This window comes from Rhizobium sullae, assembly GCF_900169785.1.
Taxonomy (GTDB): domain Bacteria; phylum Pseudomonadota; class Alphaproteobacteria; order Rhizobiales; family Rhizobiaceae; genus Rhizobium; species Rhizobium sullae.
On the sequence record NZ_FWER01000026.1, the window covers coordinates 52,562 to 66,943 of the forward strand.

Annotated in this window: 13 protein-coding genes; 8 read left to right on the plus strand and 5 right to left on the minus strand. The window is 60.5% G+C overall.

From position 1 onward, the window contains the following. The first annotated feature begins 5 nt into the window (after positions 1-5). The 5 genes from BN1800_RS22495 (at position 6) to BN1800_RS22525 (ending at position 6,985) form a co-directional block, all read left to right on the plus strand. A complete protein-coding gene (locus tag BN1800_RS22495; RefSeq protein WP_087001221.1) occupies positions 6-1,226 on the plus strand; it encodes a M20 family metallopeptidase in 1,221 nt (406 codons plus the stop codon). A gap of 2 nt (positions 1,227-1,228) precedes the next feature. Then, entirely contained in the window at positions 1,229-2,362 is a 1,134-nt protein-coding gene (locus tag BN1800_RS22500; RefSeq protein ID WP_087001223.1) for a M24 family metallopeptidase, read from the plus strand. A gap of 1,001 nt (positions 2,363-3,363) precedes the next feature. Continuing rightward, complete coding sequence (locus tag BN1800_RS22515; RefSeq protein ID WP_087001229.1) at positions 3,364-4,848, plus strand: SLC13 family permease; 1,485 nt, start codon at positions 3,364-3,366, stop codon at positions 4,846-4,848. 156 nt (positions 4,849-5,004) lie between these two features. Then, complete coding sequence (locus BN1800_RS22520) at positions 5,005-6,180, plus strand: glycerate kinase family protein (protein ID WP_087001231.1); 1,176 nt, start codon at positions 5,005-5,007, stop codon at positions 6,178-6,180. A gap of 85 nt (positions 6,181-6,265) precedes the next feature. Further along, positions 6,266-6,985 (plus strand): DUF6065 family protein, encoded by a 720-nt coding sequence (locus tag BN1800_RS22525; protein WP_087001233.1) that lies wholly within the window; start codon positions 6,266-6,268, stop codon positions 6,983-6,985. A 195-nt stretch (positions 6,986-7,180) separates the two neighbouring features. Here the strand turns inward: BN1800_RS22525 and BN1800_RS22530 are convergent, their stop codons facing one another. Next, positions 7,181-8,578, minus strand: a complete 1,398-nt coding sequence (locus tag BN1800_RS22530) for a S8 family serine peptidase (RefSeq protein WP_087001235.1) — start codon at positions 8,576-8,578, stop codon at positions 7,181-7,183. Between the two features lie 105 nt (positions 8,579-8,683). Between BN1800_RS22530 and BN1800_RS22535 the strand changes: the two genes are divergently transcribed. Next, entirely contained in the window at positions 8,684-9,226 is a 543-nt protein-coding gene (locus tag BN1800_RS22535) for an RNA polymerase sigma factor (RefSeq protein ID WP_087001236.1), read from the plus strand. Continuing rightward, the gene (locus BN1800_RS22540) at positions 9,223-10,041 is read left to right on the plus strand and encodes an anti-sigma factor family protein (RefSeq protein ID WP_087001238.1); all 819 of its coding nucleotides are present in this window, start codon (positions 9,223-9,225) and stop codon (positions 10,039-10,041) included. Before BN1800_RS22535 ends, BN1800_RS22540 begins: the two co-directional genes overlap by 4 nt. 197 nt (positions 10,042-10,238) lie before the next feature. On the opposite strand, the gene BN1800_RS41495 is transcribed toward BN1800_RS22540, so the two are convergent. The 4 genes from BN1800_RS41495 to BN1800_RS43985 form a co-directional block, all read right to left on the minus strand. Next, complete coding sequence (locus BN1800_RS41495) at positions 10,239-10,409, minus strand: hypothetical protein (protein WP_179213861.1); 171 nt, start codon at positions 10,407-10,409, stop codon at positions 10,239-10,241. Between the two features lie 198 nt (positions 10,410-10,607). Then, a complete protein-coding gene (locus tag BN1800_RS41500) occupies positions 10,608-11,630 on the minus strand; it encodes a hypothetical protein (protein WP_179213862.1) in 1,023 nt (340 codons plus the stop codon). A gap of 41 nt (positions 11,631-11,671) precedes the next feature. Next, positions 11,672-12,460 carry a CPBP family glutamic-type intramembrane protease gene (locus tag BN1800_RS22555; protein ID WP_087001242.1) on the minus strand — a complete coding sequence of 263 codons (789 nt, stop codon included), beginning with the start codon at positions 12,458-12,460 and terminating at the stop codon, positions 11,672-11,674. A 298-nt stretch (positions 12,461-12,758) separates the two neighbouring features. Beyond that, the gene (locus BN1800_RS43985; RefSeq protein ID WP_087001244.1) at positions 12,759-13,133 is read right to left on the minus strand and encodes a twin-arginine translocation signal domain-containing protein; all 375 of its coding nucleotides are present in this window, start codon (positions 13,131-13,133) and stop codon (positions 12,759-12,761) included. Between the two features lie 175 nt (positions 13,134-13,308). On the opposite strand from BN1800_RS43985, the gene BN1800_RS22565 reads away from it, so the two are divergent. Then, on the plus strand, positions 13,309-14,382 hold a 1,074-nt coding region (locus BN1800_RS22565; RefSeq protein ID WP_179213864.1), incomplete at its 3' end, for an adenylate/guanylate cyclase domain-containing protein.

Consider the following 14,382-nt stretch of genomic DNA (forward strand, 5'->3'; position numbering starts at 1 on the left):
TGACAATGGACCCGAAGTCCCTGGTGGATCGGATCGACGAAAAGGCCTGCCTCGATTTCCTATCGAAGATGGTCCAGCACAAGAGCCATTCGGAAACCGATGGCGAGCGTGATCTTGCGCGCTACATGGCCGGCGAACTGGAAAAGATCGGGGTCGAAGCCGAACTGCAACCGTTCGACGAAGGCCGCCGCTTCAATACGATCGGACGCCTCAGGGGCACCGGCGGCGGCAAGAGCCTGTTGTTCAACGGCCATCTCGACACCAACCCGGTCACCGAAGGCTGGACGGTCGATCCTTATGCTGGCCTCATCGATGACAAGTTCATCTACGGTATCGGCGTGTCTAACATGAAGGCCGGCGATGCCGCCTATTTCTGCGCGGTCAAGACGCTGCTCGATGCCGGCGTCAAGCTCAAGGGCGACGTTATCCTGACCTTCGTGGTCGGCGAACTGCAGGGCGGCGTCGGCACGCTTGCGGCGATCAGACACGGCGTCAAGGCGGACTATTTTATCAACAGCGAACCGAGCGATCTCGTCGCCGTCACCATGCATGCGGCAGCCCTCAGCTATGTCATCGAACTGACCGGCGACACGCGCCATCTCTCCAAGCGCGAGGAATCCGTCGATGCGATCGCCGCGGCTTGCGACATCATCCCGCGCATCAACGCCATGACCTTCAGCGGCGCCAGGAGCGACCTGCACCGGTCGATCAACCGCGGCCATGTCGGCGTCGTCCATGGTGCGCTCGGGCGCAGTCTCGAAGAATGGCGTCCGCCGCAGGTCGCAGATTTCGTCCGCCTCAAGGGGTCGTGCCGTTATGCGCCAGGCCAGACGCAGGAGGGCGTGCTCGCCGATCTCGAAAAGGAACTGGCGGCCCTCGAAGGCCGCTTCCCCGGCCTCAAGGCAAAGCTCGTTCCGGAATTGATCGAGGGTCGCCCGCTGATGCCGCCCTTCGAGGTCTCGCCGACATCACGCATCGTCAAATCCATCAACGCGGCCTATGAAGCCGTGCGCGGCGAAAAACAGCCGACGGGCGCGATCACGCCGACCCGGTTCTACGGTACCGATGCCGGCCACCTCTACAAGGAGCTCGGCATGGAAGGTATCGTCTGCGGCCCCGGCGGCCGTTACAACACCATGCCCGACGAGCGTGTCGACATCGTCGACTATCTCGACATGATCCGCGTCTACATGCTGACCATCCTCGATATCTGCGAGGTTGCGTGACCATGTTCTCCCGGGCGGAATTCGATAACCGCATCGCACGCGCCCGGGACGCCATGGCATCCGCCGGCGTCGATCTGCTACTCGTCGATAGCGGCGAGCTGCTGGCTTGGCTGACCGGCTACACCGTTTCCGAGACCATGTACCGCGCCGCCTGTTTGCCGCGCGAGGGCGATGCCTGGTTCACCCTGCGGGCGCTGGACGAGGCGCCGTGCCGGGAAAAGAGCTGGATTTCCGACGTGGTTGGCTTCGCCGATACCGACGAAGCGCAAGCGGCCGTCGCGGCAAGCATCCGCGAACGCCGATTTGCCGGTGCGCGCATCGGCCTCGATACCAATTCCTACAGCATGAGTGCTGCGACCTTCATGCGGCTTTCGGCGCTGCTACCGGATGCGAGTTTCATTCCCATGCCGGGGCTCAGCGACAGCCTGCGCTGGGTCAAATCGGAGGAGGAGATTGCCATCCTCCGTCAGGCATCTGCAATCGCCGACAAGGCGATGCTGGAGATCGCAAGGCAGGCTCGTCCGGGAATGACCACCCGCGATGCGGCGGCAATCGCCTCGCAGGTCTTTCTGAGTGAAGGTGCTGATACCGGCGAAGTGGGTCCGGTCGTCAAGGCCACCGGCAGCCACGAGTTTCTGCACGGCGCGTTCAAGACCGAAACGATCATGGAAGGCGACGTCCTGCATGTCGAACTCATTCCTCGCGTTGGGAACTATGGTGCGCGCATGATGCGGCCAATCGTCGTGGGCGCTCCCTCTGCGGAACTTACGGCTACGGCAGGAAAGTTGGTTGAGCTGCAGGATCGGCAGATTATGGCGATGAAGCCGGGTGCCATAGCGCGAGACGTTGACGCGATCATGCGCCGAGGTGCCCTCGACACGGGCCTGCGACCGACTTACGAAAACGTCACCGCCTATATGCTCGGCCTCTATACCCGCACGCCACGTACCAGCGACTTTTCGCGGGTTCTACTGCCCACATCCAACTGGGCGCTGGAGGAGGGGATGGTGTTTCACCTTTATGCTACAGCTCAAGGCCTGGGCTTCAGTGAAACGGTGATCGTCGATAAAGAGGGAGGCGCTAGGCTCACGAAAAGCCCAAGACTGGTTTTGGCGCCGAACACAGGTGGCCGTTAGTACGAGGTGGATCGATCACGGGCTGTGCGTCTGCTCTAGGAAAAGCCGCATTTGAGCCGCCAGTTCTCAGCGTTTCTTAAAGACCCATCGCCTTCAGCCCGTGCAACGGCGGGATGTTGTCAGACATGTGCTGGTCGAAGCGATTTCAGATTATGCCGCAGGTGGGCGTGCGCGGATTGCTCGATGGTGCGGGCCGAGGGTTCGGCATGCGTGGTGGGCTTGCCGGGCAGCGCAAGTGGGCAAACTGCCCGCCGAAAAGCTCGATCTGCCGTGCAACACGCAGTGGAAAGCACGCCTCACTAATTGGTATGGGTGCAATCGATCGAGCTCTTTCACTTGCCAGTGCCTCTGCAAGGCCTACCTCACACCCCTTGTGGTCACTAGATTTTGTGTGCGGTATTTTTTGCCTCGGCTCAATGCTGCCTATCCACAAAGGATAGAAGATGCGCGAGTTCCGGATATTCTTGCTCCTTATCTCGTCCTTGCTGCTGACAGGCCCGGCGGACTTTGCGCCGTCTACGTCTCCTCGCCGGGTCGGGACCTCGACGCCAACGGCGATCTGCCAAGCGTTGACCGCCTGAGCGCACTCGACCAGACAATCGCGCAGGCAGCTCTTTTGCGAAGCATCGAAGCGCAATCGGAGGGAGCCTTCAAGGGGCTCCGTGGGCAACTCTGCAATAATACCCGCTAAGGGAATTGGCAGTTCTTTGGATTGAAGCGGTTGGCACGAATTGGCCTGAAGCGTTCGATGGGTCGGTCAATTTCGTTCCAGAGATAGTCGCCGGTGAGCGCGATATGCGCCCATCCTTTCCCTGATCGCGCCAACCATATTCCCACCGCCGGCAAATCGAGTCCGGGAATAAACATAGCTGTAAACCGTTCCTCCCTCCGAACGCCCGTCGTTTCGGGCGAATTCCTCGTCAATCGGGAGAACCTCGAAGCCGGGGCTTTGAACGTGTGATCCCGTTAAGTCTGACAGATAGCCGATGGAGAAGGACGACATGAACATCCACCCGATCCCGCTGGATAAAACGGCAATCCCGCCTGTTTTCCATGCAGCCCATGAAGTCCAAACAACCCTGCCAATCGAACAGGTCAAACGCATCGTGGCTGGACTTGTGCTTGCCTTCAGTGCGATCCTGATCTTTGGCGCAATCGACGGTCTCACCATGCCGATGCGGCTGACGATTGCGGTCTTCGTCGCCACCATCGTCGCTTGGACGATCCTCGATCTTCCAGAAACACCGGTTGCGCTCACCGGCGCCGTCGCACTTTCCGCTGTCGGGGCGATCAGCGAAGAAGCCGTCTACCGCTCGCTGGGAAACGACACTATCTGGTTGATGTTGTCCGCTTTCATCATAGCGGGTGTGCTGAGAAGCTCCGGAGTGATCGAGCAAGTCATCGCCGGCCTGCTGTCACGGCTGACATCGGTCTCGGCGCTGTTTTGGGCGTTGAACTTTCTCATTTTCATGACGGCGTTCGTCATACCCTCGACCTCGGCACGCGCCGCCATTCTCATGCCGGTTTTCCTGGGTCTTTCCGCAGCGGTGGGCAACCGGGCAGTGACGAAGGCGCTCGCGCTTCTTTTTCCGACGATCATTCTCTTATCGGCAGGTGCATCGCTGACAGGGGCCGGAGCGCATCTCGTCGCGGTCGATTTTATCGGCCGGACCGACAAAACCGCTCCGGATTTCCTGGGCTGGATCGCGCTGGCTGCCCCTTTCTCGCTACTGTCCTGTTCGATCGCTTGCATGCTGATCCTGCGCTACTTCCTCAGTGGCGATGAACGTCGGATGGCAATTGCAACGGCAGACGTGCCGAACTCAGCAACACTGACGTCGTTGTCGATCCAGCAAAAAGCGATCCTCGCCGTGGTCGCGACCACTGTTTTACTTTTTGCGACGACATCCTTGCACGGCATTGGCATGCCACTGGTCGGGATTGCTGCAGCCCTGGTCATCACGACCGAGAAGGTGTCCGGTCTGTCGCTCAAGGCTGCACTCAAATCTGTCGAATGGAACCTGCTGTTGTTTCTGGCCGGGACATTGGTCATCGGTGAGGCACTGATCGAGACGGGAACGGCCACCTTGCTGGCGGACCGCTTGGTCGGTCTCATCGGCAACCGCCTGGCTGGCTGGTCCATGCTGGTCATCGCGTCGGCCGTGCTTATCGCCACATTCTCGCATCTTGTGATTACGTCCAGAACCGCCAGGGCCACGGTTCTCATTCCAGCGCTTGCCCTTCCGCTGGCGGCACTCGACGTCAATCCGGCAAATCTGACCATGGTCGTCACGCTTGCGAGCGGGTTCTGCCAGACTTTGATGGTGTCGGCAAAGCCTGTCACGCTGTTCGGCAGCATGACGCCGCCTGCTTTCGGGCAGGTCGATCTCTTCCGATTGGCCTCGATGCTGATCCTGCCGTTCGTCCTTCTCCTGGTCTTTGTCTCGACTTGCGTCTGGCCACTCCAGGGAATTTCACTTCGGTAAGACCTTGCGTTCCTCTTCCGTCCCGAATGGCCGCCCCTTGTCCGGCGGCCATTTTCGTTATTCGGCTACAAAGTTTTCACTATCCCGGAATAAAGCTTTTTGCCCGCCGTTTCTCTCCTGTCACGCAACTGTCACGAACAGCAAGGAAACGGTTCCATGTCTTTTACGGTTCTTGTCGCACCTTCCGGTTTCAAGGAAAGCCTCACCGCGGATCAGGCGGCCGATTGCATTGAAAGCGGCGTCCTGCGCGCATTTCCCGATGCACGCGTCCTGAAGGCACCGATGGCCGACGGCGGCGAAGGTTTTACCGAGGCTCTCGTCAAGGCAACGGACGGAAAGCGTCACGAGATCGAAGTCACGGGCCCCCTCGGCAATCCCGTTGCGTCGCATTTCGGCTTCCTTGGGGGCAACGGCGAGCCGACGGCCGTCATCGAGATGGCGGCTGCGGCCGGCCTCAGCCTCGTTCCACGTGATCGGCGCGATCCCTGCCGGACAACCAGTTACGGCGTCGGACAACTGGTTCACGCCGCGCTTGATGCCGGCGCGCGGCGCATTCTGCTTGGCTGCGGCGATAGCGGCATCAACGATGGCGGAGCGGGAATGGCGCAAGCCCTGGGAGTGCGGCTATTGGATGAATATGGCAGGTCGCTGCCGCCAGGGGGCGCCGCCCTCGCGCGGCTGGCAACGATCGGCATGAGCGGGCGCGATCCGCGTCTCGATCACGTCCGCATCGATGCGGCCGTCAACTGGCACAATGTGCTGCTGGGAGAAAAAGGCGTGGCCCGCGTGTTCGGGCCACAGAAAGGCGCGACCCCAGCCCAGGTTGAAGAACTCTCCGCCGCACTGGAAACCTACGCCACCATCGTTAAGGGCACCAGCGGCATAGACGTCGGATCCGCACCGGGAGCCGGCGCCTCTGGCGGCCTTGGCGCGGCTGTTCTCGGGCTGCTGAGGGGCAGGCTCCATCCCCGCTACGACATTGTCATGCAGTATCTCGAACTCGACCGGTTCATCGAGCAGGCCGATCTGATCATCACGGCGGAAGGCAGTCTCGACGGTCAAACGCCATTCGGGAAGGTTCCCGCCGAGGTGGCACACCGAGCACGGAAAGCGGGCGTCCCCGTCATTGCCCTGGCCGGAACCATCGGCAAAGGCGTGCGGCTGAATTTCGAACACGGCATCGACGCCTTTGCCTCGATCCTCACGCGGCCATGCACCCTCGAAGATGCCATCCAGGGGGCACCGAAGTTGCTGGCGCGGGCGGCGGAAGATGCCGTGCGCATGATCACGGTCGGCATGCACCTCGAGAGACGCGTCGGGAAAGTTGCCTGAACGGAGGACCGGGACAGGTCCCGGAATAAAACAGTAGCCCGCCCGTTCATTCCTGCAATCGTCGCAGATCGCCAAGGAGTACGACATGCGCTTCCTCACCCGCAAAGACACGTCCTGCCACAAAGTCACCTTTCTTTGCCGTCCGGAAGACCGGGGCGTCATCCCCGATCCCGTCAGGGCAAAGACCGCTTTGCCGGAGTGGTTCCGCAGGCTGCCGGCCGTTGATGCTGCATACGTCTCGACGACGAATGATGGGCTTACGGTCAAGCGCTGCATGCCCTTCATCGATGCCATGGCGGCGGGCTGGATCGTCGGTCTGTCGGCCACTATACGCATGGAAATCAGCGACAACGGACAAACGGTGAATTGCGGCTGGGAGTTCGACCGCACCATGGTCAGCAATCACGGATCCCATCAGGTGGCGGGAAATCCGCGCGAACCCGCTCCACCCTGCAAGTTCCACAACCACTGGACCATTCGTACACCCCCCGGCTGGAGCTGCCTGTTCGTGCCGCCGCTCAACCGCCCGAACGGGCTCTTCGAGATTGTCGCAGGTGTCGTCGATACCGACACCTATCACGCCGAAATTCACTTTCCTTTCTTCGCCACCGGACCCGACGGCCTTCATGTGCTGGAACGCGGAACACCGATTGTCCAGGTCATTCCTTTCTGCCGCGCGACAACCGATCTCTATGCCGATATCCGCGCAGAAAACATGGTAGAAAAAGCCGAACGAACCAGCATTTTTCGCAAGACGCTCGCCTCGGATGGTTGGTACCGCAAGTTCGCCCGCGCCAAGCGGTAGTGCTTTGGCTTGGAAGGCTCTGCTTCATAGGGAAGGGGCGAGGCTGTGCCGACACGAAGCGACGTATTCTCCGCCCGACGAGGGTACCCGCGTTCCCGATCCAGCAGACACGAGGATCAGCATGGTCAGCGAGATTGTGTTTGCATCCTCCCACACCGGTCTTTCGGCGTGTTGACCTCGTAGCAAGATGACGCCTCAAGGGATGTCATTTGAGGCGACACAGAGCGTGCGGGCGTTCAGCAATCCCCAGCCGTAAACCGGATCCTTGCCTGGTTTACCGAGATCCTCCGCAGTCTTCGTCAATTCGTCGGAGATTTGTTGCGGGGTCAGATCAGGTCGCGTCGATTTGAGAATGGCTGCGGCGGCCGCTACGAAAGGGGCCGCAAACGACGTACCGCTTTTTTGCCTTGCACCTGTAATCGATGCCGCCGTCCAGACACCAACACCGGGCGCCGCGATATCGATGTGCTCTCCCCGCACAGCGCGGCGGTAGGGATTTTTGCTCCGATCAACTGCGGTGACGGCGATGACCTGCTCATAGCCAGCGGGATAGACCGGTTTTGCGGCGGGGCCGTTGTTGCCGGCGGCCGCGACGAGAATGACGCCACGACTGACGGCCGCCTGGACGGTCCTTTCAAGCAGGAGATTGGATGGGCCGGAAAGACTGAGATTGATGATGCCGACATTTCGGGCCACGAGAAGATCGAGCGCGCGCACGAGGTCATAGACCTCCGCGCGGTCTGCGGATTTGCCGGCCCGACGAAATGCATCGATGGCAACGAGCTTGGCGTTCGGCAACAGCCCCGGCGTGCGGCTATCGGACTGACCGACCAGAAGTGCCGCAATCGCAGTCCCGTGCTGTTTGCCCGATTGCAGTGCATCGGGCCTTGTCTCTCCCATGCGGATCGTTTCAAGGTTGGCGCCTTCAAGCGACGGGTGATCTGGATTGATCGCTGTGTCGACCAGACCGATCTGAAGGTGCGCCGGACACGTCAGTGTTGCAGGATTGGGCCATCCGATGACATGACGCACCATTGTGCAATCGCTACCGTCGCAACGATCCGCGTCCTCTCGTTGTTCAGGTTCGTAGTAGTGGTTGAAGTCAACCGTCGCGTCGGGCGCCTGCGCCACCACCTCGGCGCGCGCGGCATCGAGTGCCATCCCTCGCGGAATCTGCAATTTGACGAGTTCGGTATTGGAAAGGGCAATGGTCACTCGCTCGTCGATAACGAAACCCGCCTGTGAAAGCGGCGCGATATTCTGCTCGCCGAGTCCCAGAGCAACAATCTGACGGGCGGATCTGTCCGGCATGGCGACGGCCCTCGCACGACGGGGCGTCGAAGGTTGCCGGCCGAACAGCATGTCGAGCAGATCGCGTCCGCCCCTTCGAACCGCTCCGCTGCCCCCGTGGGATCCACCGCTGCTTGATCGCGAACTTCCGCCGTCATCGTCATCGTCGTCGTCGTCGGCATGCGCGCTCGCGACGAATGAATATGTCTGGTGCTGCGGGAAAATGGGGGCCGCAACCTCCACGATGGCGACTGCCATCAGGCCGGTGAAAAGCCGTTGCGTGAACTTCAAGCTGTTGCTCATTGCAGCGCTCCGGATCCGTTGGCGAGAAAACGAGTATATGGTTTACTCATGGCTGTACCAACGCAAGGCTCGACAATTTATTCCCGCTCGTGCGAAACAAAACGTATGAAACACGACGATCTCCCCTTCGAAGACAGGCTCGTTGCATTTCTGCCCAATCTAAGGCGTTTTGCGATTTCGCTTTGCCGTTCACGCGAGACCGCCGATGATCTTGTACAGGCGGCGTGCGAGCGCGCGCTGCGATCGTCCGACAGCTTCGAACCGGGTACGCGGTTTGATGCGTGGATGTTCCGCATTTTGCGCAACCTCTGGATCGATCATGCTCGCCGCCTGAAGACGGCTGGCCCCAGCGAAGATATCTCTGAACGGAACGACATCTCCGTGCCGTCGGGCGAGGCCGCGTCTCATGCGCGAATGGCACTGAACGACGTCGCTCAGGCGATCGATCAACTCGCTGATGAACAGCGGGAAGTGTTGATCCTGGTCTGTGTCGAAGAGCTTTCCTACAGGGAGGCGGCTGACGTCCTTGCCATACCGATCGGCACAGTCATGAGCAGGCTTGCGCGCGCACGCAAAAATCTTTCCGAGACGACCGGAATAAATTTGGGGGCAGAGCGTTCGTCGGTCATGAAAGGTGGTAACGCATGAACAAGCAGATTTTCGACGACGAAACGGTCATGGCCTTTGCGGATGGCGAAACCGATGCCGAAACGACATCGCGGATCGAGGCGGCGCTTGAAACCGACGACGAATTGATGGCGCGGGTCGCTACGTTCATGGAAACACGTGCGGCCTCAAAGTCCGCTTTGGCACCGATGTTGGACGAGCCCGTACCAGATCACCTTCTGGCGTCGGTTCAGCGAATGGTCGCCACCCACAAGGCGAACACGTACGACAGTCGCGACGTGCCAGGATCATCGCCGTTGGTGGAGCCTGGCGAAAATGTCGTCACTTTCACGCCCCGCCCTGCGCCGTCACCGAAGCGTCGGACGCAGAGCTGGTTTGCCCCGCTTGCGGCTTCGATATTGGCGGCGATGATCGCCGGCGGCGGCGGTTACTTCGCCGGTCGGTCAACGATCCACGAAGTTGCGGATATGTCGTTCCCTGTCGCTCCGGCTCTCGCTGGTATCCTCGAGACTGCCGGCTCAGGCGGCGAACCGATCGCCATCGAAGGTGCAACGGTGTCGGTCATCTCCAGCTTCCGCAGCGAAGCTGGAGAGGTTTGCCGCGAATTTGAGGTCAAGCAACGATCCGGACGAAACATCACCTCGGTTGCCTGCCATCTCTCGGATCACTGGGAAACACGTTTGGCCCTATCCACGGCTGCCGAGGCATCCGGCTATGTTCCCGCGGCTGCGCAGGACACGGTTGACGCCTATCTCGGCTCGATCGGCGCGGCTTCGCCGCTTTCACCGGAAGAAGAAGCGGCGGCCCTGAAGCTTTTGCGCGAAACCCGGGAATAGAATCCATCGCATCCCGTTCCTCCTTGGCAGCCACGAAGGCTGCGACAACCAAGGAGTGATACGATGAGAAAGATACTGGCAATTTTGAGCGCCATTCTTGTCAGCTGTGCTGCCCCGGCCAGCCCGGCGATTGCAGACGATGACAATGCCGTGGTGCGGTTACTGAAAAAGAACGCGCCCGAAACGCGTAGAAGCTATTATTCAAACCGCGACGATGATCGCGGAGCGTGGTCCGACCGAGGGTCGAACAGGTCATCGAATTCATCGAGTAATTCGAGTTCCAACCGATCCTCCAATTCCAGCTCGAACAGTTCGTCCAGCTCGTCGAGCAATTCGAGCTCGAACAGCTCCTCGAATTCGTCCAGCAACTCATCGTCCAATTCTTCGAACGACGATTGAGACCTCGCCAATGCTCCGGCGGCTGTCGCACTTGCTGTGATCGCCGCCGGATCGCCGGATCAACAATTCACATGGGGGAAAGTATCGCGTGGCTAGACTCGCCTCGAGAAGGCCAGAGTCCCTCTGTACAGAAGCACCGAGTAGAGCCATGCTGACAGCTCAGCCGACTATCTGAGTGCCCGCATCGCGACCTTCACGCTGCTCGGAATTGCTTGCCTCGCCGGTCTCGGCGCCATAGCTTTTGCGATCGTCGGCATCTCTCGGCCGATCAACCGCACGACCAATGTCATGCGTGCACTCGCCGACGGCGATCTCTCGGTTGAAATTCGCTTCACAATGAATAAGAGATCGGGGAGATGGCGCGGCATCACAGTGCGCGAGATGACCGCGCATGCCTCTGCCGACATCAACGTCGTCGTCCCCATGTCGATGAAAATTGCGTCGCCGGGAGCCAGGATACCCGCGGCCATATAACGGCAGTTCTCTGCATCGGGCTTGAAGAAGGCACCGAACATGATCCGGCCAAGGAAGGTCGGCAGCGACGGGTTTCCCGAGCAGCCGGAATAGAGCCCGTCACCCGTCTCGATCGCCGCGCGGGCGTTGAAGCGCAACCAGCATCTCAGCTCCGCGGAAAAGGCTGGGTCCGAGACCTGAGCAGTGCTTGCTGCGAGGATCAGTTCCAGAATCTGTTCGATCTTCGCGCGATCTTCTATCAGCACCACTTCGCACCCGGAAACTCGCGCCGCGACTTGCATCGAGCTCAGATCGGCGCGGGGTACCGGGTGGCTGTTGTAGTCCGACCGCGTGCACTGGCGTTCTAGGATCGCGTTGAACAGCCTGTCGCGGTTTCCCGCTTGCCCGAGCGCGATCTCGACCCGCTCGTCGCCGTCGGTGGCAAATTCGATCGCTGAGGGCCGCCCTGCAGCGCGCCCGCCGCCAGCATCAGGTTCTCGGCCGCGCAACCCAGTGAGACGTAGAGGTGGTGGTGGTCGGAATCGGCCACCGGCAGGGCGCGCCATGTCGGGATGGATCGCTACCCCCTCGGCCGTCTGACGGAAACGCCAAGCCTGCGCATTGTGGCTGTTGGCGGCGAGCGTAGCGTAGTGCACTAGACCCATGAACTCGGACGGCTCTCGGTGGGACCAAAGCGCAGCGGTGGCGGCGTCGTAATCAGGTCCTCGGTTCAGCATGAGAGCGCCTCCTCCGGCAATTGCGGCAGTTCCCCCGGCAATCAGCACAGATCCTGCGGACGTTGCGGCCGGCGGACAATCAGCACGTCGGCGGCGACCAGGATGAGGAACGAGACAATCGCCGTGGCAAGAAGTGGCACTTGCGGTGCTGCAAAACCGCCAAGCTTGTCGGCGGCAGCAAGAGCCTGCACAACGCCGTAGACACCCAGAAAATTGTGGAAGGCGATGGTCGCGTAGACGTCTCGCGAGGCGAAGAAGAACGCGCTCGTCAGGAGGCCCACAACGGTGAGAATCACGACCATGCCGACCGTGTCAAACGGAGGGCTGTGGGCGATGTGGTAGATCCCGAAGGTCAGGCTTGCGACCACCGCAGCACCGGCCGCGGAGGCCCAGCGGGAGCCGCCAAAAGCGCCCTTGAGAACGCCGCCCACCAGTACCCAGCACACGAGCACCTCGGCGACGGAAACGGCAAACACCTGGGCATAGGCATTGAGGATCACCATCGGGTTCTTGGAAGCTGCTCCCTGAATGAAATAGAGGGCGAACCCCAGTGCGATGCCCGTGACGATCCACGGAATCGAAGGCAAGCGCCGACCGAAACCCGTATGCTCCTGGTTCGCGCCACCGGAGGAGATTGTGAACCTGAGCACAAGAAGCGCGCCGACGATGCCGATCGCCAGATTGGCGATCACAACATAGACGAGCCGATCGACAACGGCCCCCGGCCTCAGCAACGTTTCGATCCGCCCTTCGAGAAACCAGGTCGCGGCCGTCCAGGTAACATAGAGGGCAAGCGCCAGACTCGTGGCGTTTCGAACCTTGACTGGCATTCCGTGCCTCCTGGCTGAACCCTGCCGCCCCGTGTGTATCAATGGATAAGCTGCCTTGCGTTGATTTCCATCAAGGCCTCACAGATGGACGTCTGCCCGGCACGCGGCCCGGCTGTGCGTCGTGCGCTTGGGCAAGATCAATGGCCTCGGAAAGCGGAGGGATAGGATGTAGCAGCCAAGCCTTCGGAGCATGCCATGGGCGTTCAAGCGAGAGGCTGCGGCTCGTTCTTCCGTTGGGGGTCACAAGTATGCGCGGCTAGCTACCGCCCACGATAACGACCGACCAATGACGCCTCGCTCAAGCCGGTCTCGGCGTGTGAAAGCGGCACCAGCCATTGGGACTGACCTCGCCGGCGACGATTTCACATCGGTTCCGCTTCAGGAAATGAGTGCATCCGGCGCAGCGCCGGCCGCGATTTGGGGAATCGCGATAGCGCGCGGCGGACTTGGACGTCGCGCCAGCGGCCTGCGCCACCGTCGGTCTGTACATACAGACTGAGAACCCTCCGGCGCCCACAATCGCGGCACTAGTAACTGACATCTTCATAAATTTTCGGCGGGACAGGCTTAGATTTGAGGCCGCTTTTCCCGATTCATGAGCTTTCTTCATTCTCGTGCCCTTCTCTGCGGCACAGCCGATAACCATCGGCATGCTCGAAGCACTTTGACGCATTGGGATGCGGAAATATTCCCCCGCGGCAGCAGTCTGCCATGACTTAGTGCGCCGATCGTAAATCAGGATCCGGCGGGGAAAAGTTCAAAAATGCTGTGCCGCGGATCTATGATATGTAGCGGCAGCCCTCCCCGGAGGGTACGCCTGTTGTCCGCGCGCGGGGAGGAACCTGTTGATGAGTATTTTTCAACTGAATGCCTATCAATCCGAAGAAACCCACTCGGCCCTGACGAGCACCTCGGTCGATAAGCTGTTCCGCGAAGCGGAGATTGAGGCCGAATATACAATCGGATGGATTCGGATCACTTTGGGCCTCATCCTGTTCGCGAGTGGCTTCCTTGTTTTCTCAGGGACGGCTGCGCTCACTGAAGAGTACCAACTGATCCAAGTTCGTTTGACGGCGCTGATCACCGTTGGGGCATTTCTAGCCCTCGGTGTCACGTCGTTCCTCCTGGTTCTCCGCCGCTGGTTCAGGCCCTGGATGGCGTTCGTCCTTGTCACATGCGACGCAGCAATTCTCGGAGTCAGCCTCTTTTTTGGCCTGGAAGGCGTTGGCCTAGGAGGCAATTGGGTCGCAGCGATGCCGACCATCTGGGCCGTTCCCCTCCTCCTCGCGGTCGGCGCCCTTCGATATCGGCCACTCGTTCAAGTGTGGGCCACCACGGCAACAATGATCGCTGTGGTTGGCGTCGTTGCCGCGCTCGGCTTTCGCTTGTTCCTGACTGGTCTTGAGACCCCCGCATCTTTTGGCGAGTTGGGTGCAAGCATCGGCCGCCTTTTCTCACTGCCGTCTTATCTGATGCGGGCCGTCATGCTGACGCTGATCGGCCTTACGACGGCGCTCGCAATGGTGCGTTCTCGGCGCCTACTCGTGCGCGCGGTCAGCGAGACTGCCCGGCGCGCAAACCTTGCTCGCTTTCTGCCAGCCGAGATCGCGCCATTGGTGGGAGAAAATGATGTCGCCACGTGGCGGCAAGGCCGTCGTCAGCAAGCCACGATTCTGTTCGTCGACATACGAGGGTTCACGGCTTATGCCGAGAACATGGATCCGGCGAGGCTGTCGATCTTCATCTCTTCCTTCCGGCGACGGGTGATGCGCGCGGCGGAAGCATTTGATGGCGTGGTCGACAAGTTCATTGGCGATGGCGCTCTGCTCGTATTCGGCATTCCAGAACCCCAGAGTGACGATTGCGCCCGCGCTATAGCGTGTGCCCGCAAGCTTCTTGCGCTCCTGGATCAATGGAACGTC

Excerpts from the sequence above, each read along its gene's own strand:
- BN1800_RS22515 (WP_087001229.1), top strand. The coding sequence starts at position 3,364 with ATGAACATCCACCCGATCCCGCTGGATAAAACGGCAATCCCGCCTGTT.
- BN1800_RS22520 (WP_087001231.1), top strand. The coding sequence starts at position 5,005 with ATGTCTTTTACGGTTCTTGTCGCACCTTCCGGTTTCAAGGAAAGCCTC.
- BN1800_RS41500 (WP_179213862.1), bottom strand. The coding sequence starts at position 11,630 with ATGCTGAACCGAGGACCTGATTACGACGCCGCCACCGCTGCGCTTTGG.
- BN1800_RS43985 (WP_087001244.1), bottom strand. The coding sequence starts at position 13,133 with ATGCGTCAAAGTGCTTCGAGCATGCCGATGGTTATCGGCTGTGCCGCA.
- BN1800_RS22500 (WP_087001223.1), top strand. The coding sequence starts at position 1,229 with ATGTTCTCCCGGGCGGAATTCGATAACCGCATCGCACGCGCCCGGGAC.
- BN1800_RS22495 (WP_087001221.1), top strand. The coding sequence starts at position 6 with ATGGACCCGAAGTCCCTGGTGGATCGGATCGACGAAAAGGCCTGCCTC.
- BN1800_RS22540 (WP_087001238.1), top strand. The coding sequence starts at position 9,223 with ATGAACAAGCAGATTTTCGACGACGAAACGGTCATGGCCTTTGCGGAT.
- BN1800_RS22530 (WP_087001235.1), bottom strand. The coding sequence starts at position 8,578 with ATGAGCAACAGCTTGAAGTTCACGCAACGGCTTTTCACCGGCCTGATG.
- BN1800_RS22535 (WP_087001236.1), top strand. The coding sequence starts at position 8,684 with ATGAAACACGACGATCTCCCCTTCGAAGACAGGCTCGTTGCATTTCTG.
- BN1800_RS22555 (WP_087001242.1), bottom strand. The coding sequence starts at position 12,460 with ATGCCAGTCAAGGTTCGAAACGCCACGAGTCTGGCGCTTGCCCTCTAT.
- BN1800_RS22525 (WP_087001233.1), top strand. The coding sequence starts at position 6,266 with ATGCGCTTCCTCACCCGCAAAGACACGTCCTGCCACAAAGTCACCTTT.